The sequence below is a fragment of the Nocardioides flavescens genome, from assembly GCF_009823805.1.
GTDB lineage: Bacteria > Actinomycetota > Actinomycetes > Propionibacteriales > Nocardioidaceae > Nocardioides > Nocardioides flavescens.
Window position 1 is genome coordinate 95,214 of sequence record NZ_WUEK01000006.1, and the last position, 21,683, is coordinate 116,896.

Annotated in this window: 21 protein-coding genes; 9 read left to right on the plus strand and 12 right to left on the minus strand. The window is 74.0% G+C overall.

Going from position 1 to position 21,683, the window contains the following annotated elements; translation table 11 throughout:
- Positions 1–97 precede the first annotated feature (97 nt).
- Positions 98–1,198 (minus strand): Leu/Phe/Val dehydrogenase, encoded by a 1,101-nt coding sequence (locus tag GRQ65_RS11175; RefSeq protein ID WP_160878050.1) that lies wholly within the window; start codon positions 1,196–1,198, stop codon positions 98–100.
- A 97-nt stretch (positions 1,199–1,295) separates the two neighbouring features.
- On the opposite strand from GRQ65_RS11175, the gene GRQ65_RS11180 reads away from it, so the two are divergent.
- The gene (locus tag GRQ65_RS11180) at positions 1,296–2,132 is read left to right on the plus strand and encodes an SCO6745 family protein (protein WP_160878051.1); all 837 of its coding nucleotides are present in this window, start codon (positions 1,296–1,298) and stop codon (positions 2,130–2,132) included.
- A gap of 100 nt (positions 2,133–2,232) precedes the next feature.
- Here the strand turns inward: GRQ65_RS11180 and glpK (GRQ65_RS11185) are convergent, their stop codons facing one another.
- Both glpK (GRQ65_RS11185) and GRQ65_RS24005 read right to left on the minus strand, forming a co-directional pair.
- Positions 2,233–3,738, minus strand: coding sequence for a glycerol kinase GlpK (glpK, locus tag GRQ65_RS11185; RefSeq protein ID WP_160878052.1), 1,506 nt, complete (start codon positions 3,736–3,738; stop codon positions 2,233–2,235).
- Positions 3,735–4,493, minus strand: a complete 759-nt coding sequence (locus GRQ65_RS24005; protein WP_160878053.1) for an IclR family transcriptional regulator domain-containing protein — start codon at positions 4,491–4,493, stop codon at positions 3,735–3,737. The genes glpK (GRQ65_RS11185) and GRQ65_RS24005 overlap by 4 nt, the downstream gene beginning before the upstream one ends.
- A 140-nt stretch (positions 4,494–4,633) precedes the next feature.
- Between GRQ65_RS24005 and GRQ65_RS11195 the strand changes: the two genes are divergently transcribed.
- The 3 genes from GRQ65_RS11195 to GRQ65_RS11205 all read left to right on the plus strand — a co-directional run bounded on the left by GRQ65_RS11195 (position 4,634) and on the right by GRQ65_RS11205 (position 8,837).
- Positions 4,634–5,482: an MIP/aquaporin family protein gene (locus GRQ65_RS11195; protein ID WP_160878054.1), complete on the plus strand. Its 849-nt coding sequence runs from the start codon at positions 4,634–4,636 to the stop codon at positions 5,480–5,482.
- 70 nt (positions 5,483–5,552) lie between these two features.
- Positions 5,553–7,070: a glycerol kinase GlpK gene (gene glpK, locus GRQ65_RS11200; protein ID WP_160878055.1), complete on the plus strand. Its 1,518-nt coding sequence runs from the start codon at positions 5,553–5,555 to the stop codon at positions 7,068–7,070.
- A 48-nt stretch (positions 7,071–7,118) separates the two neighbouring features.
- On the plus strand, positions 7,119–8,837 hold the full coding sequence (locus tag GRQ65_RS11205; RefSeq protein WP_160878056.1) for a glycerol-3-phosphate dehydrogenase/oxidase: 1,719 nt from the start codon (positions 7,119–7,121) through the stop codon (positions 8,835–8,837).
- A gap of 196 nt (positions 8,838–9,033) precedes the next feature.
- Here GRQ65_RS11205 and GRQ65_RS11210 read toward each other — a convergent pair whose 3' ends face one another.
- The 3 genes from GRQ65_RS11210 to GRQ65_RS11220 form a co-directional block, all read right to left on the minus strand.
- Positions 9,034–10,041 (minus strand): lipid kinase, encoded by a 1,008-nt coding sequence (locus GRQ65_RS11210; protein WP_160878057.1) that lies wholly within the window; start codon positions 10,039–10,041, stop codon positions 9,034–9,036.
- A 34-nt stretch (positions 10,042–10,075) separates the two neighbouring features.
- On the minus strand, positions 10,076–11,041 hold the full coding sequence (locus GRQ65_RS11215) for a protein kinase domain-containing protein (RefSeq protein WP_160878058.1): 966 nt from the start codon (positions 11,039–11,041) through the stop codon (positions 10,076–10,078).
- A 115-nt stretch (positions 11,042–11,156) separates the two neighbouring features.
- Positions 11,157–11,759: a hypothetical protein gene (locus GRQ65_RS11220; RefSeq protein WP_160878059.1), complete on the minus strand. Its 603-nt coding sequence runs from the start codon at positions 11,757–11,759 to the stop codon at positions 11,157–11,159.
- 160 nt (positions 11,760–11,919) lie between these two features.
- Between GRQ65_RS11220 and GRQ65_RS22740 the strand changes: the two genes are divergently transcribed.
- Positions 11,920–12,405, plus strand: coding sequence for an RNA polymerase sigma factor (locus GRQ65_RS22740; RefSeq protein WP_337191655.1), 486 nt, complete (start codon positions 11,920–11,922; stop codon positions 12,403–12,405).
- Positions 12,369–12,464 (plus strand): hypothetical protein, encoded by a 96-nt coding sequence (locus tag GRQ65_RS22745; protein WP_337191681.1) that lies wholly within the window; start codon positions 12,369–12,371, stop codon positions 12,462–12,464. The genes GRQ65_RS22740 and GRQ65_RS22745 overlap by 37 nt, the downstream gene beginning before the upstream one ends.
- A 113-nt stretch (positions 12,465–12,577) precedes the next feature.
- On the opposite strand, the gene GRQ65_RS11230 is transcribed toward GRQ65_RS22745, so the two are convergent.
- Positions 12,578–13,783 carry a hypothetical protein gene (locus GRQ65_RS11230; protein ID WP_337191657.1) on the minus strand — a complete coding sequence of 402 codons (1,206 nt, stop codon included), beginning with the start codon at positions 13,781–13,783 and terminating at the stop codon, positions 12,578–12,580.
- Between the two features lie 34 nt (positions 13,784–13,817).
- Here GRQ65_RS11230 and GRQ65_RS11235 point away from each other — a divergent pair, with 34 nt between their 5' ends.
- Positions 13,818–14,639, plus strand: coding sequence for a DNA-formamidopyrimidine glycosylase family protein (locus GRQ65_RS11235; RefSeq protein WP_160878060.1), 822 nt, complete (start codon positions 13,818–13,820; stop codon positions 14,637–14,639).
- A gap of 101 nt (positions 14,640–14,740) precedes the next feature.
- A complete protein-coding gene (locus GRQ65_RS24010) occupies positions 14,741–16,783 on the plus strand; it encodes an ATP-binding protein (protein ID WP_160878061.1) in 2,043 nt (680 codons plus the stop codon).
- 5 nt (positions 16,784–16,788) lie between these two features.
- Here GRQ65_RS24010 and GRQ65_RS11245 read toward each other — a convergent pair whose 3' ends face one another.
- The 5 genes from GRQ65_RS11245 to GRQ65_RS11265 all read right to left on the minus strand — a co-directional run bounded on the left by GRQ65_RS11245 (position 16,789) and on the right by GRQ65_RS11265 (position 21,069).
- Complete coding sequence (locus tag GRQ65_RS11245; protein ID WP_160878062.1) at positions 16,789–17,016, minus strand: hypothetical protein; 228 nt, start codon at positions 17,014–17,016, stop codon at positions 16,789–16,791.
- Positions 17,013–17,201: a hypothetical protein gene (locus GRQ65_RS11250; protein WP_202387965.1), complete on the minus strand. Its 189-nt coding sequence runs from the start codon at positions 17,199–17,201 to the stop codon at positions 17,013–17,015. Before GRQ65_RS11250 ends, GRQ65_RS11245 begins: the two co-directional genes overlap by 4 nt.
- A 180-nt stretch (positions 17,202–17,381) precedes the next feature.
- Entirely contained in the window at positions 17,382–18,716 is a 1,335-nt protein-coding gene (locus GRQ65_RS11255; RefSeq protein ID WP_160878064.1) for a hypothetical protein, read from the minus strand.
- Between the two features lie 144 nt (positions 18,717–18,860).
- Positions 18,861–19,358 carry a DoxX family protein gene (locus tag GRQ65_RS11260; RefSeq protein ID WP_160878065.1) on the minus strand — a complete coding sequence of 166 codons (498 nt, stop codon included), beginning with the start codon at positions 19,356–19,358 and terminating at the stop codon, positions 18,861–18,863.
- Positions 19,359–19,389: 31 nt separating this feature from the next.
- The gene (locus GRQ65_RS11265; RefSeq protein ID WP_160878066.1) at positions 19,390–21,069 is read right to left on the minus strand and encodes a glycoside hydrolase family 44 protein; all 1,680 of its coding nucleotides are present in this window, start codon (positions 21,067–21,069) and stop codon (positions 19,390–19,392) included.
- A 230-nt stretch (positions 21,070–21,299) separates the two neighbouring features.
- Here GRQ65_RS11265 and GRQ65_RS11270 point away from each other — a divergent pair, with 230 nt between their 5' ends.
- On the plus strand, positions 21,300–21,683 hold the full coding sequence (locus GRQ65_RS11270) for a hypothetical protein (protein ID WP_160878067.1): 384 nt from the start codon (positions 21,300–21,302) through the stop codon (positions 21,681–21,683).

Below are 21,683 nucleotides of genomic sequence, written 5' to 3' on the forward strand. Positions count from 1 at the left end.
GTGGTGACCACCGTCGAGACCGTTGCCAGCGCGACCTCCTCGACCTACGTGTTGCCGGTGATTGAGGAAGTCGCGCTAGCGACTCTCTCGAAACCCCTCAGGCGACCCAGAGACCCCGCAGGCGGCCGACGTCGCGCATGCGGCGCTCGGCGAGCCGGTCGGCGGCCTCGGCGGGGGTGACCCCGTCGGCGGCGGCGACCTCGAAGACCCCCAGCGTGGTGTCGAAGATGCCCGTGGCGCGCTGCTCGGCGCGCTCGAGGTTGAAGCCGGAGGGGTCGCGCTCGTCGGCGACCTGGACGAGTCCGCCGGCGTTGACGCAGTAGTCGGGGGCGTAGAGCACCCCGTGCTCCTCGAGCAGCTTCTCGACACCGGGGTGCGCGAGCTGGTTGTTGGCGGCTCCGCACACGATGCGCGCCCGGAGCCCGGCGACCACCTCGTCGGTGAGCGCCCCGCCCATCGCGCACGGCGCGTAGACGTCGAGGTCGCCCGTCACGAGCTCGTCGGTCGAGGCGACCGCGCTCACGCCCGGGTGCTCGGCGAGGACGCGCGCCACGGCGGCGTCGCTCACGTCGGTGACCACCACACGCGCCCCGTCGGCGACGAGCCGCGAGACGAGGTGGTGCCCGACCTTGCCGACGCCCGCGACCCCGACGGTGCGTCCCTCGAGCGTCGGGGCGCCCCAGGCGACCTGCGCGGCCGCGCGCATGCCCTGGAACACGCCGTACGCCGTGAGCACGGAGCTGTCGCCCGCACCGCCGTGGGCGGTGGTGCGGCCGGTGACGTAGTCGCAGTCGCGGGCGATGTCGTCCATGTCGGGGGAGTACGTCCCGACGTCGCAGGCCGTCCAGTAGCGACCGCCGAGGGACTGCACGAACCGGCCGTAGGCGCGGAAGAGCGCCTCGGAGCGCAGCGTCGCCGGGTCGCCGACGATCACGGCCTTGCCGCCGCCGAGGTCGAGCCCGGCGAGCGCGGCCTTGTAGGACATGCCGCGCGACAGGTCGAGGACGTCGGCGAGCGCCGCGCCGGTGGAGGCGTAGGGGAAGAAGCGGGTGCCGCCGAGGGCGGGCCCCAGGGCGGTCGAATGGATCGCGACGATCGCGCGGAGACCGCTGGCGGGGTCCTGGGCGAAGACGACCTGCTCGTGGTCGGCGCCGGCCTCGAAGACGTCGAGGGGCTGGGTGCTGGCGTGCTGGGGCATGGGTGGGCCCGTCCGTTCTGCTGTGGCCACGTGGGTGGTGGCGTCTGTGGTGGGTGAGCTGCAGGGGTGGCGCAGATCACTGCCTACGATAGGCCCGGTGAGACCTGCGCGGGACCTGTGGGCGATCTACGAGCCCTTCCACGTCGTCACCTACTTCGCCCCCGAGGCCCGCGCGGCGTTCGAGGCGGCGGGCTACCGAGGGTTCTGGCGCGGCTACTTCGCCGGCCGCTCCGCGCCACTGGGTCGTACGCCGGCCGCGGTGGTCACGGCGCTCTTCGGCGGCTTCGCCCCGCGCACCGTCGAGCGCGCGATCCCGGCGGTGTGGGACCTCGCCCCTCCGGAGGCCGCTCTCCAGGCCCGGCTCGACGGCGCCCGCCACGCGCTCGGACGGCTCCTCGCCGGGCGGGAGGGCGAGGTCGAGGAGGCTGCTGGGCTCCTGCGCTCGGTCGCCGAGCGCGCCGAGACCGGCGGTCGTGCCCTCGGCGCCGCCAACGCCGCGCTGCCCTGGCCCGAGGACCCGCTCGGGGTGCTCTGGCAGGCCGCGACCGTCCTGCGCGAGACCCGCGGCGACGGGCACCTCGCCGCTCAGCTCGCCGTCGGGCTCGACGGCCTCTCGACGATGGTGCTGCGCACCGGGATCGACCTCTCGCGCGAGGTGCTGCAGGAGAGCAGGGGTTGGACCGAGGACGAGTGGGAGGCCGCCCGGAAGGCGCTGGTCTCGCGCGGGCTGATGTCGCCCGACGGCACCGCCACCATCTCGGGACGGGCCAAGCTCGAGCGCGCCGAGGAGCTCACCGACGACCTCGCCCACGAGCCGTGGGAGGCGGCCGGTGACGACGTCGCCGACCGGTTCCGCGAGGTGGCCGGACCGCTGTCGGACCTCGTCCGCGCCGAGCTGCCCACCGTGACCCCGATCGGGCTGCCGGAGCGCTGAGGGGTCGGCAGTCCGTGACGTTCTGGCCCCTGCGCGCGGACGTCAGGGACCAGAACGTCGCGGACTACCCGACCCCCAGACCTGCGGGGGACGGCCGGGCTCAGTCCTCGACGACCCAGCCCCGGGTGCGCTGGACGGCGCGGTCCCACGCGGCGCGCCCGCGGCGGCGGGAGGCGGCGCTCATCGCGGGCTCCCAGGTGGCCGCGCGGCGCCAGTTGGCCCGCAGCACCTCGAGGTCGGGCCAGTAGCCCACGGCCAGCCCGGCGGCGTACGCCGCACCGACGGACACCGACTCGGAGCCGAGCGGCCGCTCGACGGGGACGGCGAGGACGTCGGCGACCATCTGCATGGCGAGGTGGTTGGTGGTCATGCCGCCGTCGACGCGCAGCGAGGTGAACGCGATGCCGGTGTCGGCGGTCATCGCCTCGACCACCTCGGCGGTCTGCCAGGCGGTGGCCTCGAGCACGGCCCGGGCGAGGTGGGCTCGGGTGACGTAGGACGTCAGCCCGACGATCACCCCGCGGGCGTCGGGCTCCCAGTGCGGGGCGAAGAGCCCGGCGAACGCCGGCACGACGTAGCAGTCGCCGGTGTCGTCGACGCGGCGCGCCAGCGTCTCGATCTCGGGGGCGGAGCCGATCATCTCGAGGGCGTCGCGGAACCACTGCACGAGCGCCCCCGCGACCGCGATCGAGCCCTCGGTGGCGTAGCGCGGCGCCTCGCCCTCGATCGCGTAGGCGACCGTGGAGAGCAGTCCCCGCGCCGACGGTGCGGGGGCCTCGCCGGTGTTCATCAGCAGGAAGGCGCCGGTGCCGTAGGTGCACTTGGCCTCGCCCGCGGCGAAGCAGGTCTGCCCGAAGAGCGCCGCCTGCTGGTCGCCGAAGGCGCCACCGATCTGCACGCCCGGCAGACCGACGCGGCAGGTGCCGTGGACCTCGACGTTGGGGCGGATCTCGGGCATCAACTCCGCCGGTACGTCGAGGGCGTCGAGCAGGCGCTGGTCCCACGACAGCGTGCGCGCGTCCATGAGCAGGGTGCGGCTCGCGTTGGTCACGTCGGTGACGTGGACGCCGCCGTCGGGACCGCCGGTGAGGTTCCAGATCAGCCAGCTCTCGACCGTGCCGAAGGCGAGCTGCCCGGTGCGGGCCCGGCGCTGCAGCCCCGGCACGTGGTCGAGCAGCCAGCGCAGCCGGGGGGCCGCGAAGTAGCCGGCCGGGGTCAGCCCCGTCACCTGCTCGAACAGCTCGACGTGGGGTCCGCGCAGCATCTCGGCGACGATGTCGGCGCAGCGGGTGTCCTGCCAGGTGATGGCCGGCGCGACGGGACGGCCGGTCGAGCGGTCCCACACCAGGGTGGTCTCGCGCTGGTTGGCGATGCCCACCCCGGCGATGTCGCCGACCTCGAGCTCGGCCAGTGCGAGCGCCTCCGGCAGCACCCGCTGGGTGTTGGCCCAGATCTCGGCCGCGTCGTGCTCGGCCCACCCGGGGCGCGGGAAGTGTTGGGTGTGCTCGTGCTGGGCGAGCGAGACCATCCGCCCGGCGTGGTCGAAGACCAGGCAGCGGGTCGACGTCGTGCCCTGGTCGATGGCGGCGACGTACCCACCGCTCACAGTCGGTCCCGGAGCGTGGAGGCCGTGGCGTGGGCGGCCGCGAGCAGCTGCTCCACGAGTCCGGGGTGCGGCGCGCCCGAGGGCTGCAGCACCTGGTCGCTGGGGCCGACGACGCCGATCGCGCCTACGGCGGTGCCGACCTGGTGGTGGATGGGCGCCGCGACCCCGGCGGTGCCGAGGGTGAGCCCGCCGTCGAGCGCGGCCCAGCCCTGGCGGCGGGCGAGCTGCAGCGCGCGGCCGAGCGCGACGTGGGTGCTCGGCGTCGTGGGGGTGTACGCCGTGAGCGCGAGCTCGCGGACCCGGGAAGCGACCGGGGCCCAGGCCAGCAGCACGTGGCCGAGCGCGGTGGCGTGCGCCGGCACCAGCTCGCCGACGCGCAGCCGCTGGGGCGAGCCGTCGGGACGGAAGACGTGGGCCACCAGCTCGGCCGTCGGCCCGCGCAGCATGGCGACCTCGACCGCGAGGCCCGTGCGGGCGGCGAGCCCGTCCGCCCAGTGCGACACCCGGGCCCGGAGCAGGTGGGGGTCGACCGCCCGGCCGAGGTCGGCGAGCCCGCTGCCGAGCGAGTAGTGGCCGGTGGCCGGGTCCTGCACGACGAACCCCACCTCGCAGAGCGTGCGCACGATCCCGTGCACGGTGGTCTTGGGCAGGTCGAGCAGTCGGGCCAGCTCGCCGAGCGGGAGCGGCTCGGGCACGGCGCCGAGCAGGTGCAGGGCCTGGGCGGCGCGCTCGATGGACTGGATGGTGCCCGGCACGGGTCCGACCGTACGCCGTTCGGCATCGCCGAACCATCGTTCGACGATGTCGAACGGAACGGCTTCCGTGTGACCGCCGTCTCAGGGAGCGTGTGTCGCACACCACTTCGTCAACCGTGACCCGATCCGGGAGGGCAGGCATGAGCGCCACCGACACCACCGCCACGAGGAGGCCGCCGATCGTCGGCGAGCTCTGCGCCGAGTTCGCCGGCACGATGATCCTCATCCTGTTCGGGGTGGGGGTGGTCGCGCAGGTCGTCACCAGCGCCGACGGCAGCCTCGGCGACCACGACTCGATCTCCTGGGCCTGGGGCCTGGGCGTCACGCTCGGTGTCTACGTCGCCGCGCGGCTCTCCGGCGCCCACCTCAACCCGGCCGTGACGATCGCGCTGGCGGCGTTCACGGAGTTCGAGTGGCGCAAGGTCGCGCCGTACGCCCTGGCCCAGACGGCCGGCGCCTTCGTCGCCGCGCTGATCGTGCGCGTGACCTACGCCGACCTCATCGGCGCGGTCGACCCCGGCCACACCATCAAGACCCAGGGCATCTTCTCGACGCTGCCCGGCAACGGCGCCGCCGACGTCGGCATCCCGACGGCGTTCCTCGACCAGGTCGTCGGCACCGCGATCCTCGTCTTCGTGATCTTCGCGCTGACCTCGGCGTGGAACAACCCGCCGCTGGCCAACCTCGGCCCGGTCGTCGTCGGTCTGCTCGTCGTCGCCATCGGCATGGCCTGGGGCGCCAACGCCGGCTACGCCATCAACCCCGCCCGCGACCTCGGCCCCCGCCTGGCCTCGCTCATCACCGGCTACGGCGGCGCGCTGAACGACCAGAACGGCAACCTCTACTTCTGGCTGCCGATCGTCGCCCCGATCGTCGGCGGTCTCGTCGGCGGCGCGCTGTTCAAGGTGCTCATCGGCATGCACCTCACGCCGACCGAGCCCGAGTCGAATCAGGAGGAGGTCGTGGTCAGCGAGCCGCGTCAGCAGTAGACACGTCCCGAGCACCCACCGGTCCACCACCAGCCACCAGCCGCACAGCCACAGCAGCGAGGAGAACACCATGGCCACCTACGTCGGAGCCGTCGACCAGGGCACCACCAGCACCCGCTTCATGATCTTCGACCACGCCGGTGAGGAGGTCGCGCGCCACCAGCTCGAGCACGAGCAGGTCATGCCGAAGGCCGGCTGGGTCGAGCACAACCCGGTCGAGATCTGGGAGCGCACCCGCTCGGTGATCGAGACCGCCATGGGCAAGGCCGGGCTGACCAGCGACGACCTCGCCGCCGTCGGCATCACCAACCAGCGCGAGACGACGGTGGTGTGGAACAAGTCGACGGGTCGCCCGTACTACAACGCGATCGTCTGGCAGGACACCCGCACCGACCGGATCGCCTCCAAGCTCGAGCGCGACGGCCACGGCGACACGATCCGCCACAAGGCCGGGCTGCCCCCGGCGACGTACTTCGCCGGCGGCAAGATCCAGTGGATCCTCGAGAACGTCGACGGCGTGCGCGAGGCCGCCGAGGCGGGCGACGCGCTGTTCGGCACCACCGACTCGTGGCTGATCTGGAACCTCACCGGCGGCACCGACGGCGGCGTCCACGTCACCGACGTGACCAACGCCAGCCGCACGATGCTGATGGACCTCGAGACCTGCGAGTGGGACGACGAGCTGCTCGCGCTCTTCGACATCCCCCGCGCGATGCTGCCGGAGATCAAGCCGTCGAGCTGCCCCGAGTGCTACGGCACGACCCGCAAGGACGGCCCCTTCCACGGCGAGGTGCCGCTGACCGGCATCCTCGGCGACCAGCAGGCCGCCACCGTCGGCCAGGTCTGCTTCGAGCCGGGCGAGGCCAAGAACACCTACGGCACCGGCAACTTCATGCTGCTCAACACCGGCACCGAGCTGGTGCGCTCGGAGAACGGGCTGCTGACGACGGTCTGCTACCAGTTCGGCGACGAGAAGCCGGTCTACGCGCTCGAGGGCTCGATCGCGGTCACCGGCTCGGCCGTGCAGTGGCTGCGCGACCAGCTCGGCATCATCTCCGGCGCCTCGCAGAGCGAGTCGCTGGCTCGCCAGGTCGAGGACAACGGCGGTGTCTACTTCGTGCCGGCGTTCTCGGGCCTGTTCGCGCCGTACTGGCGCTCCGACGCGCGCGGCGCCATCGTCGGCCTCTCGCGCTACAACACCAACGCCCACGTCGCCCGGGCCACGCTCGAGTCGATCTGCTACCAGAGTCGCGACGTCGCAGAGGCGATGGAGCAGGACTCCGGGGTGAAGCTCGAGGTGCTGAAGGTCGACGGCGGCGTCACCGCCAACGAGCTGTGCATGCAGATCCAGGCCGACGTGCTCGGCGTCGAGGTCAGCCGCCCCGTGCTCGCCGAGACCACCTGCCTCGGTGCGGCTTACGCCGCGGGGCTGGCCGTCGGCTTCTGGAAGGACACCGACGAGCTGCGCAAGAACTGGAACGAGGGCAAGCGCTGGTCGCCCCAGTGGGACGACGAGCAGCGCGAGACCGGTTACCGGCAGTGGAAGAAGGCTGTCGAGCGCACCCTCGACTGGGTCGACGTCGACTGACGCCTCCCAGCCCCACCCCCGACCGCGATCCCGAGAGAGAAGACCCAGATGCGATCCGTCCCCCTGTCACCCGAGTCCCGCACCGAGGCGCTGCGGCACCTCGCCGAGGACGAGCTCGACGTCCTCGTCGTGGGCGGTGGCGTCGTCGGCACCGGTGCCGCGCTCGACGCCGCCACCCGCGGGCTGCGGGTCGGACTCGTGGAGGCGCGCGACTTCGCCTCCGGCACGTCGAGCCGCTCGAGCAAGCTGGTCCACGGTGGCCTGCGCTACCTCGAGATGCTCGACTTCGCCCTCGTCGCCGAGGCGCTCAAGGAGCGGGGCCTGCTCCTGCAGGAGCTCGCCCCGCACCTCGTGCACCCCGTGGCGTTCCTCTACCCGCTCAAGCACCGCGGCTGGGAGCGGTTGTACGCCGGGGCCGGGGTCGCGCTCTACGACTCGATGTCGCGCATCTCCGGGCGGGCCGGGGTGCCGCTGCACCGGCACCTGACCCGCCGCGGGGCGCGCAAGCTCGTGCCGTCGCTGCGCAAGGACGCCCTCGTCGGCGCCCTGCAGTACTACGACGCGCAGGTCGACGACGCCCGGCACACGATGTTCATCGCCCGCACGGCCGCGGCGTACGGCGCCCACGTGGCCTCGCGCGCCCGCGTCGTCGAGCTGGTGCGCGAGGGCGAGCGCGTGACCGGGGCGAAGGTGCGCGACCTGGAGAGCGACGAGGTCTTCACGATCCGGGCGCGCCAGGTCGTCAACGCCACGGGCGTGTGGACCGACGAGACGCAGTCGCTCACCGGGGAGCGCGGACCGTTCCACGTGCGCGCCAGCAAGGGCGTGCACCTCGTGGTGCCGAAGGACCGGATCCGCTCCGAGACCGGGCTGATCCTGCGCACCGAGAAGTCGGTGCTGTTCGTGATCCCGTGGGGCCGGCACTGGATCATCGGCACCACCGACACCGACTGGTCGCTCGACAAGGCCCACCCCGCCGCGAGCGAGGCCGACATCGACTACCTGCTCGACCACGTCAACGCCGTCCTCGAGACTCCGCTGACGCGCGCGGACGTGCAGGGCGTCTACGCCGGGCTGCGCCCGCTGCTCGAGGGCGAGTCGGAGGCCACCTCCAAGCTCTCCCGCGAGCACGCCGTCAGCCACCCCGCGCCCGGGCTGGTCGTCGTCGCCGGCGGCAAGTACACGACGTACCGCGTGATGGCGGAGGACGCCATCGACGAGGCGGTCTTCGGCCTGACCTCCCACGAGGACCGCACGGTGCCGCCGTCGGTGACCGCGAAGGTGCCGCTGCTCGGTGCCGAGGGCTACCAGGCGCTGTGGAACTCCCGACACGTGCTCGCGCAGCGCTACGGCCTGCACGAGGTGTGGATCGAGCACCTGCTCAAGCGCTACGGCTCGCTGGTGCACGAGCTGCTCGACCTGGTCGAGCGGGACCCCTCGCTCGGCCGTCCGCTCGAGGGTGCGTCGGACTACCTCCGCGTCGAGATCGTCTACGGCGCCTCGCACGAGGGCGCCCGCCACCTCGAGGACCTCCTCACTCGGCGTACGCGCATCTCGATCGAGACCTTCGACCGCGGCGTGGGCGTGGTCGAGGAGGTCGCCGCCCTCGTCGCGCCCGTCCTCGGCTGGAGCGAGGAGCAGGTCGGCCTCGAGATCGAGCACTACCGCGCCCGCGTCGAGGCCGAGCGCGAGAGCCAGCAGATGCCCGACGACGCCACCGCCGACGCCGCCCGCCTCGGCGCCGCCGACGTCGTCCCGCTCAGCTAGGGGCACGCCGTACGCCGACCCGGCGCGAACTGCTGCTGGATGTACGCCGACCCGGCGCGAACTGCTGCCGCACGCACCTCGACCCGGCGCGTAGTGCTGAGGATGCCTCAGCACTACGCGCCGGGTCGGCGTACGTCTGACGACACTTTGCGCCGGGTCGGCGTGCCGGGGACAGCAGTTCGCGCCGGGTCGGCGGTCAGGCGACGGGTGCGACCTCGTCGGCGACGTCGTCGTCCGTGTCTCCGTCGAAACGCGCGGCGCGGCTGGTGGAGGGGATGACGACGCGCAGCGCGTTGCGGTCGACGGTGGAGGTGAGCGGGGTGGTGGCCGAGACTTCGCCGTCCAGGTTGACCGGGAGCGGCTCGTCGGTCTCGATGCGCACGGCGCGGGTGGTGAGGTGGGTGACCCGCTCGTGCTCCACGAAGCGGCCGTCCTTGAGGAGCCGCGCGATGGAGACGTGGTCGCGCAGCCGCCCTCGCTCGACGGCGTAGACGTCGAGCAGGTGGTCGTCGATCGAGGCGTTGGGCGCCACGGAGTTGCCGCCGCCGTAGTGGCGGCCGTTGCCGACCGCCACCTGCATGAGGTCGTCGAGCACCAGCGGCGGGTGGTCGCCGCCGGGGAAGCTCAGCCGGGCCGAGAACGGCGCGTGGTGGCGGTAGGCGCGCAGCGTCGCCACCGGGTACGCCGCCGGGCCGAGCCGTCGCTTGAGCCCGGGGGTGAGCATCGCGGTGACGCCCACCGAGAGGCCCAGCGAGGCGACGTTGAGGAACGTGTGACGCCCCGAGGCGTCCTCCACGCGGCCGAGGTCGACGTCGGCGACCCGACCCGAGAGCAGCGCGGCGACGGCCGCGGTCGGGTCGGGCGGCACCTCGAGCGTGCGGGCGAAGTCGTTGGCGGTGCCGAGCGGCACCACGCCGAGCACCGTGTCGGTGCCCGAGACCCGGTGGGCCGCGGCGCCGACGGTGCCGTCGCCTCCGCCGACGACGAGCAGCCCGGGCCCCTCGGCGACGACGCGGTCGAGGGTCGCGCCCAGCTCGGCACCCGAGAGCACGGCGTGCGTGCGCACCCGCTCGACGCGGGCCGCCGCGAGGAGTGCCCGCGTGCGGTCGAGGGCGTCCCGGCCGCGACGCGATGCGGCGTTGACCACGAGCGCGACCTCGGAACCGTCGTGGTGGAGGCGGTCGAGGAGATCAGCCGTCTTCATGGCCTCGACGTTAGGTCGGCTCCGTGAGGGGACCCTAAGAGAGCGCCCTGACCAGGCCGTACGCCGCCGCGAAGGTGACCAGGAACACCAGCAGGCAGGCGAGCACGAGCCGCAGCCGGCCGGAAGGAGGACGCGCCGCCACGGCGGCCCGGTCGCCCCGGGGCTCGACCCGGGTGGCGTCGGGGCGGGTGTCCCCCGTTGCCGAGCGGAGGGAAGCGACGAAGGAGTCGACGTCGGGCCACCGCGCCTCCGGTGAAGGGTCGAGCGCGCGCAGCAGGACGGCGTCGACCTCGGGCGGCAGCGACGGCTCGTGCTGTGACGGCGGCACCGGCGGCCCGGCGTGGGCGAGCTCGGGGATCGAGACCTCGCGGGCCTGGTGCCCGGTGAGCAGCTGGTAGGCGACCGCGGCCAGGGCGTGCACGTCGGCGCGGGTGTCGACGCCCTCGCCGAAGGCCTGCTCCGGTGCCATGTACGCCGGGGTGCCGACCACCTGGGTCAGCCCGCTGGCGTGCAGCATCGCCTTGGCGACGCCGAGGTCGGCGACGAGGAGCCGGTCGCCGGCGCTGCCGCCGCTGCGCAGCAGGAGGTTCTGGGGCTTCACGTCGCGGTGCACGACGCCGAGCTCGTGCAGCACGCGCAGGCCGGACGCCGCCTGGGCGACGAGGTCGACGGCGCGCGGCACCGGCAGCGGGACTCCCGGCTCGAGCAGCTGGGCCAGCGAGCCGCGGTCGGCATAGGTCATCACGAAGTACGGCGTGCCGTCGGCCTCGCCGAGGTCGTGCACGCGCACGACGTGGTCGGAGTCGGCGCGGCGCAGGATCCGCGCCTCCTCGAGGAAGCGCTCGCGGACGTCGAGGCGCTGCGCCCAGTTCTCGGCAAGGGCCTTCACCGCGACGTCGGAGTCGAGCTCGGCGTCGTGGTAGAGCCACACCGTGGCGAACCCGCCGACCCCGAGCCGCTCGCGCCGTTCGAGGCGTCCGAGGCGTTCGGGCAGGGGCACGGGCAGCACTCTCCCACGGGTCGAGGGCGGTTCTGAGGGACAGCCCCGGACGCGACAGCGGCCGCGCCCCGACGAGGAGGGCGCGGCCGCTGCGTGGTGCGGGGGAGCGGTCAGCTCACTGGCCGCCGTCGAACAGCTTGACGTACTCGTACTGCGTGGCGGTGACGGAGACGCCGGCCTGGCCCTGGCGGTCGGCGGTGAAGTTGCCGCTGATGACGACCGGGGTGTTGTTGGCGGTGATCTTGATGGTGCCGCCGAAGCTGACCTGCGCCGGGTTGACGCCGCCCTCGGGCACGTCGGAGGTGACGTTGCGGCTGAAGCCGGACTGCAGGCCCGGGATCGTCACCACGCCGTAGTCGGTGGTGTCGGCCGGGGTGGGGCCGCCGATGTGCCAGAACTGGGCGGTGCCGGAGAGCTTCCAGGTGCCCTTGTTGAGCACCAGGGTCACCAGGCCGGTCTGGGCGCCGGTGACGTCGACGACGCGCGCGCCGGCGTAGGCCGGGGTGGCACTGACCGGCGTCTCGGCGACCTTGACGGTCTCGGTCGAGGTGAACCGGGCGAAGTTGTTCTTCGTCAGGTCGCGGGTCTGGATCGTCCCGTCCTTGATCTGCGACGAGGTGATCTGCTTGGCGGCGACCGACGCGCCGGTGCCGGCGGTGGCGGCGACGGCGACGACGCCGACGACCGCGGCGGCCTTCTTGCCAGCGGACTTGCTCACGAGCGAGTTCAGCTTCACGGGTCCTCCGAGGAGTGGGGTGGGAGTGGGGTTGCGCGGTCCACCCGGAGGCGCACCGCGTCGTGCTTCCTCTCCTCTGACGGGGTCCGACCACATCGGGTTGGGTGGTCTTGGCGAAAATCCTCGGCGCTACTGTCGCTGCGTGGAGCCCGACGACCTCGACGCCCTCGCCGCGCGCGCCGCGGCGGGCGAGCGCGACGCGCTCGAGCAGGTGCTCGCCGAGGTGCAGCCGCGCGTACGCCGCATCTGCGGGCGCATGCTGCTCTTCCCCGAGGACGCCGAGGAGGCGACCCAGGACGCGCTGCTGCTCGTCGCGACCCGCATCCACACCTCCGCGGGTCAGAGCCGGTTCACCACCTGGCTGCACGCGGTGGCGTCCAACAGCGCGCGGATGACCTACCGCTCGCTCGAGCGACGCGCCGCCGAGCGGCCCACCGACGAGCTGCCCGTCCACGCCGACCCGCGCACCACCAGCGTCATCGCGGCAGCCGGCTCGACCTGCTCGAGGCGCTCGAGAGCGTCGGCGCCGACCACCCGGAGCTGGTCGAGCCCCTGGTGCTGCGCGACGTCCAGCAGCTCGACTACCAGGAGATCGCGCGGCTGCTCGACGTCCCGCTCGGCACCGTGAAGTCGCGCATCCACGCCGCGCGCAAGGCCGTTCGGCCGCTGCAGCACGTCACCGGCTGACACCGCTGCCGGGGTGGTCTCGAGACAGGACGTCGTCCTTCCTCAACCACCGTGGTGGTGCCGTGGGTGGTTGAGGAGGTCCACCAGGACCGTCTCGAAACCACTCGAGGGTTCTAGCCGCGCCGCGCCCGCTGGATCACCACGTCACCGTGGGTGCCGTAGGCCAGCAGCGGGCCTCCCCAGGTCGTGCCGTCGAAGCCGACGACCAGGTCGTCGAGCAGCGTCGGCCACGGGATGTTCGAGACGTACGCCGCGTCGAGGGTCGCGACCTCGCGCAGGTCGAGGTCGAGGACCGGGTAGGCCTGCCGGCGGGTGTCGCTGGCGAGGACCCGCCACCGGCCGTCGACGTGGGCGAGGGTCGAGCCCTCGGTCTCGCGCAGGCGCGAGGCCGCTGCGCGCAGCGTGAGGTCGTCGAGGGTGGGGCCGGTGGCGACGACCGGGTGGAAGCGGAAGTACTTCCGCGCGCTGACGTAGGCCACGAGCCACTCGTCGTCGCAGCGCACGAGGTGCGGGTCCCAGACGCCGACCGAGCGCAGCCCGTCGGTGGGCAGCGTCAGGGGTGCGGCGTCGAGCACGTGCACGCCCGTGGTCAGGTCGTCCTCGGAGGTGGCGAGCACCGTGCGGACCGGCCGCAGCCGCGGCTCGAAGTCGCCCCACGTGCTCGCCGCCAGCAGCCAGCGCCCGGCGTCGCGCACCAGGTGCACGGCGTGGTCGCCGTACACCCCGCCGTCGCGGCGCACGAACAGGTCGGCGCGATGGGCCAGCTCGAGGGTCTCGGGGTCGAGGGACCACACCGAGGTGTGGCCGGTCGTGAACCCGCCAGGCCCGGCGCTGGTCGCCGTCAGCAGCCACCGGTCCTCCTCCAGCCACGGGGAGCCGTCGGCGTGGGTGACGACCCGCAGGTCGCGCAGCCCCACCTGACCGAACCGCCCCAGTCCGGCGGAGGCCTCGAGACCGGCGAGCCACCCCTCGTCGTGCACCGGCACGCTGTCGTCGAGGTCGTGGCGGGCCCGGGCGACCCACCGCCCGGCCTCGAGGGCGAACGCCGTCACCTGACGCGCGGTGAGCGTCAGCGCGAGCTCGTCCACGGGGGCCTGCGGGCGCCCGTGGCGGCGGCTGCGCAGCGTCGTGGTGCGACCGTCCCGGGTGACGTGCAGGGCCACCGAGTCGTCGCAGGTGATGCTCGTGCTCCCGCTGGCGAGGGTCAGCGTCCCCCGCCCGCGCGTCGCGGCGTACGGCGCGCGCACAGGGCCGGGACGCACCAGGTCGACCGGGCGCCGGCGCGCGACCACGTCGTACGACGGCAGGGGGGTGGGCACGGCGCCATCGTGGCAGGGCGGGTACCGGACCGGGGTGCCGGAGCTGCCCGAGGTCGAGTCCGCGCGGGCGCTGATCGAGCGCTCCGCGCTCCACCGCACGATCGAGGACGTCGACGACGCCGACACCTACGTCTGCCGCCCGCACGCGCCGGGTCAGCTCAAGGACGCGCTCGTCGGGCACCAGCTCACCGCGGCCCACCGGCGCGGCAAGTCGATCTGGGTCGAGACCGGTGGCGACGGCCCGGTGCTCGGCATCCACCTGGGGATGGCCGGGCGCATCCACGTCGTCGGCACCGACGGCCTCGAGGAGGTGGGGCCCGACTACGGCCGCGCGGCCCCGCGCAGCACGACCCCGGGCAAGCCCGAGTGGGACCGGTTCACGATCGTCTTCCGCGGCGGCGGCGCCCTGCGGCTGTTCGACAAGCGGCGCCTCGGACGGGTGCGGCTCGACCCCGACGTCGACGCCCTCGGCCCCGACGCCGGCGAGGTGCGCGAGGGCGAGCTCCACGAGCTGCTGAGCCGCTCCTCGGCCCCGGTGAAGGCCCGGCTGCTCGACCAGCACGCCGTCGCCGGCATCGGCAACCTGCTCGCGGACGAGGTGCTGTGGCAGGCCGAGATCAGTCCGCGTCGCCCCGCCGACGAGCTCGACGAGGACGAGACGGTCCGGCTGCACCGCGCCCTGCGGTCCGCCGTACGCAGCGCCATCCGCAAGGGCGGCGTCCACACCGGCGAGATCGTGCCCCACCGCGGCGCCGGCCGGCACTGCCCGCGCTGCGGGGCCCCGATGTCGCGTTCGACGGTCGGCGGTCGCACCACGTGGTGGTGCTCGCAGGAGCAGGCCGACACCCCTCGCTGATCTCCAGCGCGCCCAGGGCCCGAGACGGTGATCGGCGTTCCGGTCCGGCCGGGCGCCGGGAGCGCCATGATGGGGACGTGGGGGGTCTGAGGGGACTCGCGGTGCGCGAGCTCGGGTGGTGCTGCGCCTACCTCGCCATCACCCTCGTGGGCCTGCTCAGCCTGCCGGTCGGCCCGGGTGCCTCGACGGTGTGGTCCGGAGCCGGGGTGGTCGCGCTGTGGCTGGCGGCGTCGTCGGGTCGCCGCCTGGCCGTCGACCTGCTCACCGCTCTCGCGCTCGTGGCCGTCGTCGACCTGGTGGCGACGGGTTCCGGGGTGGAGGCGGTCGTGCTCCTGGCCGCGCACGTGGTGCAGACCCTCGTCGTCGTCCCCGCGCTGCGCGCGGCCTTCCCCCACCTCCACGGCTTCGGGGGCGACCGGGCGCTGACCACGCCGGGTGAGGCCACCCGCTTCGTGGTCCTGTCCGTGGTCAGCGCGGGGGCGGGCTGCGTCGTCGCTGCGGTGGGGCTGGGCGCCGCGGGGAGCGACATCGGGTCGCTGCGGCTGCTCGCCGACGTGGCGCGCAGCACGGCCGGTCTGCTGATCGTCCTCGTCGTCGGCACCCAGCTGGTGCGTCGCGCGGCGGAGCTCCGGGGCCGCGTGGCCTGGGCGCCCTACCACCACTCCTGGCGCTCGCCGGTCGAACCGGTCCTCCTGTGGGCGCTGAGCCTGAGCGCGCTCGTGGTCGTCTTCGGTCCGCTGAGCAGCGCGCCGCTCGGCTTCCTGCTGCTGTCCATCACCGTCCTCGTCGCGGCCCGGCTCGGACCCATCGGCGCGATGGCCCACGCCGTGCTCGCGGGCGGCGTGGCGATCCTGCTGAACGGTCTCGGCGAGGGCCCGTTCACGGCCGTCGAGGACCTCGCCCAGCGCGACCTCGTCGTGCAGGTCTACGGGCTGGTGTCGTTCGTGACCGCGCTCCTGGTGAGCTTCTCCCAGCACGACCGCGCGGTCGTCGGCGCCCGGCTCGAGAAGCTTCAGCGGCGCACCGCCGCGCAGGCCCGTGAGCTGCGCGCCGTCCTCGAGCACCTGCAGGAGGGGCTGGCCGTCGTCGGGGACGGCGGCGAGGTGGTGCTCGCGAACGCGACGGGGGAGCAGCTGCTCGACCGGGGCGCGCTGCGGTCGCCCGACGGCACCGCGCTGCAGGACGGGGAGCACCCGTTCGTGCGCGCCGCTCGCGGCGAGCGCTTCCAGGACGACTACCACCTCGTCCCTCGCACCGAGGGTGAGCCGACGGTGCTCGAGGTCGTGGGAGGTCCGGTGCCGGGCGATGCCCTCTCGGGGCTGCACGCCCGCGGCGTGGTGAGCTTCCGCAACGTCACGGCGCTGCGCCACGACCGCGACGCGCTGGCCGCCTTCGCCGGGGTGGTGGCCCACGACCTCAAGCGCCCGCTCACCGGCATCGTGGGCTGGACCGGCCTGCTGGCCCACCGGATCGCCGAGGGAGAGCTCGACCGGCGGGCCTGGGGGTCGATGCTCGAGCGTGTCTCGTCCGCCGCCGGCGACATGACCAGCCTGCTCGACGACCTGCTGCTCTACACCGTCGTGCGGGACGCACCGGCGCGGAGCGAGGAGGTCGACGTCTCGGCGCTGGCCGAGCAGGCGGCCGAGCTGTTCCGCTCGCGTGAGTCCCGCCCGCTCGTCACGGTGCAGCCGGGCCTCGCGGCCGTGGCCGACCCGGTCCTGCTGCGCCAGGTCCTCGACAACCTCGTCGGCAACGCGGTCAAGTACGTCGCTCCCGGGGTGCAGCCCCGCGTCCACGTCGGCGGCCGGACCGAGGGCGGCGAGACCGTGCTCGTCGTGCGCGACAACGGCATCGGGATCTCACCGGAGCTGCGCCAGCGGGTCTTCGAGGTGTTCCAGCGCGCCCACGGCGACGAGTACCGCGGCACCGGGCTCGGCCTGGCGATCGTGCGGCGCGCCGTCGAGCGCTGCGACGGCACCGTGACCGTCCGCGACCCGGGTCCCGGTGACGCCTACCCCGACGGCACGACCGCGGACACCGGCACGGTCTTCGAGGTCCGTCTGCCGGCCCCGGTGCACGCCGGCGCGTTCGCCCTCGCGGCGCTGCTGCCAGCGGTCGACGAGCAGCGTGACGTCGGGCTATGAGCCCCTCAGCGAGCGTCGGTGAGCGTGCCCGGGTAGAGCCGTGCGGTGAGGAAGCGGCCCCGGTCGGGCACCGCGGCCCGCGCTCGCTCGAGCGCGAGCCGCCGCCCGGCGACGGTGCGGGCGCTCTCGCGGGCGAGGCCCTCGAGGCGGTCGAGCTCGGCGAGCTGCTCGCTCAGGCTGGCGGCCACCGGGACCGGCGCGGGGCCGACGACGGTGCTCACGACGGTGCTCACGACGGCTGCGGGCAGGTCAGGGCGGGGTCGACGCCGTGGTAGTTGAGCGGGCCGGCGGCGACGGTGGCCGCGGTGGTCACCGCGCCGTCACACGTCAGGCCGTGTCCGTACAGTCCGCGCTGCGCGCCGGCGAAGGCGCCGACGACGCCCCACACCACGCACAGCACTCCGATGAGTGCTCGCATGTCGCTCCCCCTGAGAGACACCCGGCGCGACGGTCCCCCACAGACCGCCCCCCACGCCGAGCGCGGCACCATTCAAGCTCCGCCGATCGGCGCGTGTCACCGGCCCGTTCGGGCCAGACCAGACCACTGGGGTGGTCGAGGAGGTCCGCCAGGACCGTCGGGAACCCTGCGGGGAGCGGCTCAGCGCACCTGCACGGAGACGGTCTTGGCGTTGCTGTTGCCCGCTCCGTCGGCGGCCTTGACGACCAGCACGAGACGCCCGGCGCGGAGCCCGGGGATGCCGAGTGACCAGGCCTTGCCCTCGATCTTGGCGCGGCGCTCCTTGGCGAACAACTTGGCCTCGAGGCGGTTGGGGAACTTCTTCCACGTCGGGCGCTTGCCGTTGCCGACGAGGCCCCACCACGCGTTGCCGCGCTTCTGGAAGGCACGGAAGACCACGTAGCGCAGCCCCGACTCGCCCTTGTCGACGGCGGTGCCGGTCACGGTGCTCCACGCGCGCACGGTGTCGCGCTTCGGCTGGTCGACCCTGAGCCGCGGGCGGATCCGGTCCCGGGGGAACTCCCCGGCGGCCAGGCCGCTCCAGAAGACCCCGGCGTCGCCCAGACGGCTCACGGGGTACGTCGCGACCGCGGCCCCGGTCGCGACGGCGTAGCCGACGAGGGTCCCGCTGCCGGGCGCGGCGGCGAGCAGCGTCTGGGCGTCGGGGGACCAGTCGAAGAGTTCGGAGGCGTTGGCGCGGACGTCGACGGGCGCGTAGTCGCCGGCGACGGGTGCGTAGAAGAGCGAGCCGACGGCCCCGGGTGCTGCTCCGGAGAGGTAGGCGACGCGGCCCGAGTCGGGCGAGAAGACCGCCCGGTCACCGATGACGCCCGAGCCCGGTGCGGTGGCCGGCACGGTGCGCACGGTGGCGCCGTTGGTCGGGACCAGCTGGACGGAGGTGCTGCTCGGGCCGGCGAGGACGACCGAGAGCCACTGGTAGTCGGGTGAGACCTCGAGGCCGCGGGCGGTGCCGGGGCCGAGCTCGGTGAGGACCTGCGGCTCCGCCTGCGGGTCGTTGATCTCGTAGCTGACGACCGCGGCGTTCTGGGTGGCCGAGCCCTGGCGCACCCAGTAGACCTCGTAGCCGCCGTTGTCGATCGCCGGCTCCGAGGCGCCCTTCGGGGTGCGGAAGTCGCCGAGGTCGGCGCCGAAGACGTTGGAGATGTGGAACGTCGTGCGCTTGCCCGTGGTCGTCGACCAGAGGAACACCCCGGTCTCGGGGTGCATCTCGAGCACGTCTGCGCGCTGTCCGCGGACCCGGATCAGGGTGCGCTCGCGGCGCCCGTCCTCGTCGACGAGGACCACGCCCTTCTTGGTGGCGGTGATGAGGCGACCGGTGGTGGCGGCGCGCTCGGCGCCCGCGCTGCTTCCGGCGTCGCTCGCCTGAGCGGCGCCGCCCAGACCGGCGGTGGTGACGGCGCTGAGGGCCAGGGTCAGGGTGACGCCGGAGGCGACGGCGGCTCGACGTACTCGCATCTGCTTCTTCTCTCGGTGGTGCTCAGGCCGGCGGGGCGCCGGCGCGATTTCACTGTAGGACACCCGAGAGCGGCGTTCTGTCATGTTGGCGTCACTTCCCGGACCGTCTCGGGACGGGCCGGTGGAGCGGCGCCGGCGCGAGCGTCAGGCGCCGGTGGGGGCGGCCGACTTCGCCGACTCCAGGGTGGCGTAGGCCGCCACCGCCCCGACCGCGGCAGCGGTCAGCGCGCTCGCGAACCCGGCGCGCTCGGTCCCGAGCAGCCGGTCGAGCGAGAGCTCGCCCGGGTCCTCGGCGAAGCTCAGCGCGGCCGCGATCAGCACGGCGTTGTACTCCCAGCCGCCGTCGGAGACCCAGGGGCCGTTGGCGAGGTGAGCCTTCTTGATCGCGACGATCATCGTGCCGGTCAGCGCCGACGCGGCGAGCGGGGTGAACAGCCCGAGGGCGAGCAGCCCGCCGCCGACGGTCTCGCTCAGCGCGGCGGCGTAGGCGTTGCGGCGCGGCGGGTGCATGCCCATCTGCTCCATGCCCGCGGTCATGCCGTCGATCCCGGGACCGCCGAACCAGCCCTTCAGCTTCTGGGTGCCGTGGCCCACGAAGAGGCCGCCGACGAGGACACGGGTCGCGAGCTTGGCGAGGCGCATGACTCGCAGGTACCCCGTCAGGGCCGACCCGCTACCCCCTACCTCGGCGGGGCAGCGCGATCCGCAGCACGGTGACCGACGAGGCCGGCAGCGCCAGGCGCACCGCGCCGCGGCGCACCCGGCTCGACGGGACCCGGGCGATGTCGCGCCCGGCCCAGCGGTACGCCGTCACGCGGCGTGCGCCGCGCACCCCGTGCAGCGCGAGCCGGCTGCGCACCGCCTGGCGCGCCTTGTTGATCACGACCACGGTCAGCGGCCCCCGCCGTCCCACCCGCGCGGCGTACACCGAGACGCGGGTCTGGTCGCTGGAGGTCGCGGCGACCCCGCGGTCCCCGAACGCCGAGCCGCGCCCGTCGTAGTCGCGGAACAGCTCGAACGCGCGCACCGGCACCGGCGAGTCGGGCAGCGGCCAGAACGCCGCGAGGTCGAGCCCCTCCCGGCCGAAGAGGCCGAGGGTGTCGGCCTGCACGAGCACCTGCGTGCGGCGGTCGGTGCCGGAGCCGAGGTTGTACTCACTCAGGCCCAGCCGGGTGCCGGGGTAGTTGTCGCGCACCCAGGCGCGCATGCGCGGCAGCAGCTCGATCCGTTGGCCGATCCACGACGGGTCGGTGAAGGTCGGGTCCCACAGCGACCGGGTGACGTCGGTGGCCGGAGAGTAGGTGCCCTGCTCGTAGTAGTGCAGGTCGAAGACGTCGAGCAGGCGGGTGCCGGTCTGCTGCTCGTAGGCCGCGAACTGACGCAGCAGCCACGAGGACAGGTCCACGCCGCCGTGGGCGGCGCGGTCGGGCGAGGTCGGGAAGCAGCCGCGGTCGACGTCGTCCGCGGCCGAGCAGAACCAGTTGGGCCAGCCCCACTCCGACGGCCCCACCACCGACGCAGCGGGGTCGGCGGTCTTGGCTGCGGCGGCGAGGTCGCGGCTGCGGGCCCACAGCTCGTCGTACGTCGTGGGCTGGGGGTGGAACGGGTGGTGCGTCTCGTCCCACAGCGCCGGCTCGTTGCCCAGGCCGTAGAACCGCACCCCGCCCGCGCCGTACCGCTCGCGCAGCGCGCTCACCCAGGCGCCGGCGAACTCCGGACCGACCTGGGTGCCCGCGGTCGCCGGGTCGGCGCCGGCGATCCAGCGCCCGCCGCGGCGGCCGCTGCCGCACCGCGGGTGGTAGGGGTCGTGACCGTCCTGCGGGTCGAACGCCGGCGCCGGGTATGCGCACGAGCTCGGGCCGTCGTACGACACGTCCTCGGCGACCCAGCCCATCATCGGCAGCGTCACCAGGCTGGCGGTGCCGTTCGCGCGGTCCTGACGCAGCTGCTCGTCGACGGCGCTCACGTCGCGGGTGCCCTGGCACCAGGAGAAGCGCTCCTCCCAGCAGTCGGCGAGGTTCTCGAAGTACCAGTCCGCCGCGCGGTTGCTGGCCCGCAGCCGCCAGTTGTACATCTCCGTCGCATTGCCGCCCCAGCGGTTCAGGGGCAGCCGCAGCCGCTTCGCCAGCGCGGCGTCGGCGCCGTTCAGGCCGTAGACCATCGGGGAGATGCGGTGCTCGCCGCGGCGCAGGTCGACGGTGAGACGGGGCCCGGCGGCGGGCTTCGGGGCAGCTGATGCTACTGCCGGTGCGACGGCCACGGCCTCCACGCGCGCCGGGGCCGGTCCCGGCGCCGCGAGGACGAGGGCCAGCGCCGCCGGCAACAGGAGCGAGGGGACCGCGAGACGGCGCACCGGCCGATCCTCTCCCGGCGCGGCTGCTGGGGGAGTGGTTTCGAGACGGTCGCTGCACGACCTCCTCAACCAGCGGTGGTGCGCGCCGGTGGTTGAGGACGGACGAAGTCCTGTCTCGAAACCACCTCCGCCGGACAGTGGTTTCGAGACGGCGCTAGCGCCGCTCTGCTCGACCAGCGGTGGTGCACCCGACCTTGACGCCGCCCGGTCGCCGGAGAGAACGTTCCGTCATGGAGCGCGCTCCGCACGTGAACGCCGCGACCGTGCTGGTCGACCCGGCGGTGCTGCACGACCTCGAGGTGCACCTGATGACCCTCGACCTGCGGCTGTGGCCGGTGGCCACGGCGCCGATCTGCACCGACGGGCCCCGTCGTGCCTTCCAGCTGCGGCGGCGGATGCTCATGGCGCGCCGCGGCGCGTGGGACGACGCCGCGCACTGGGTGCCGGTGTGGATCTCCTTCGGCGCGAGCTGGTACTCCGGGGCCGAGCCGCTGCCCTGGGCCGCCCACCAGACGCTGTGGCGCACGCTCGAGGAGTACGCCGACCACGTGCGCTACCGCCTCGGGCTCGGCGGGATCCCGCGCCTCGACGTTCCCGAGGAGCGCGCGGGCTGA

Excerpts from the sequence above, each read along its gene's own strand:
- glpK (WP_160878055.1), top strand. The coding sequence starts at position 5,553 with ATGGCCACCTACGTCGGAGCCGTCGACCAGGGCACCACCAGCACCCGC.
- GRQ65_RS11270 (WP_160878067.1), top strand. The coding sequence starts at position 21,300 with ATGGAGCGCGCTCCGCACGTGAACGCCGCGACCGTGCTGGTCGACCCG.
- GRQ65_RS11255 (WP_160878064.1), bottom strand. The coding sequence starts at position 18,716 with ATGCGAGTACGTCGAGCCGCCGTCGCCTCCGGCGTCACCCTGACCCTG.
- GRQ65_RS11210 (WP_160878057.1), bottom strand. The coding sequence starts at position 10,041 with ATGAAGACGGCTGATCTCCTCGACCGCCTCCACCACGACGGTTCCGAG.
- GRQ65_RS11195 (WP_160878054.1), top strand. The coding sequence starts at position 4,634 with ATGAGCGCCACCGACACCACCGCCACGAGGAGGCCGCCGATCGTCGGC.
- GRQ65_RS11175 (WP_160878050.1), bottom strand. The coding sequence starts at position 1,198 with ATGCCCCAGCACGCCAGCACCCAGCCCCTCGACGTCTTCGAGGCCGGC.
- GRQ65_RS11260 (WP_160878065.1), bottom strand. The coding sequence starts at position 19,358 with ATGCGCCTCGCCAAGCTCGCGACCCGTGTCCTCGTCGGCGGCCTCTTC.
- GRQ65_RS11205 (WP_160878056.1), top strand. The coding sequence starts at position 7,119 with ATGCGATCCGTCCCCCTGTCACCCGAGTCCCGCACCGAGGCGCTGCGG.
- GRQ65_RS11250 (WP_202387965.1), bottom strand. The coding sequence starts at position 17,201 with ATGCGAGCACTCATCGGAGTGCTGTGCGTGGTGTGGGGCGTCGTCGGC.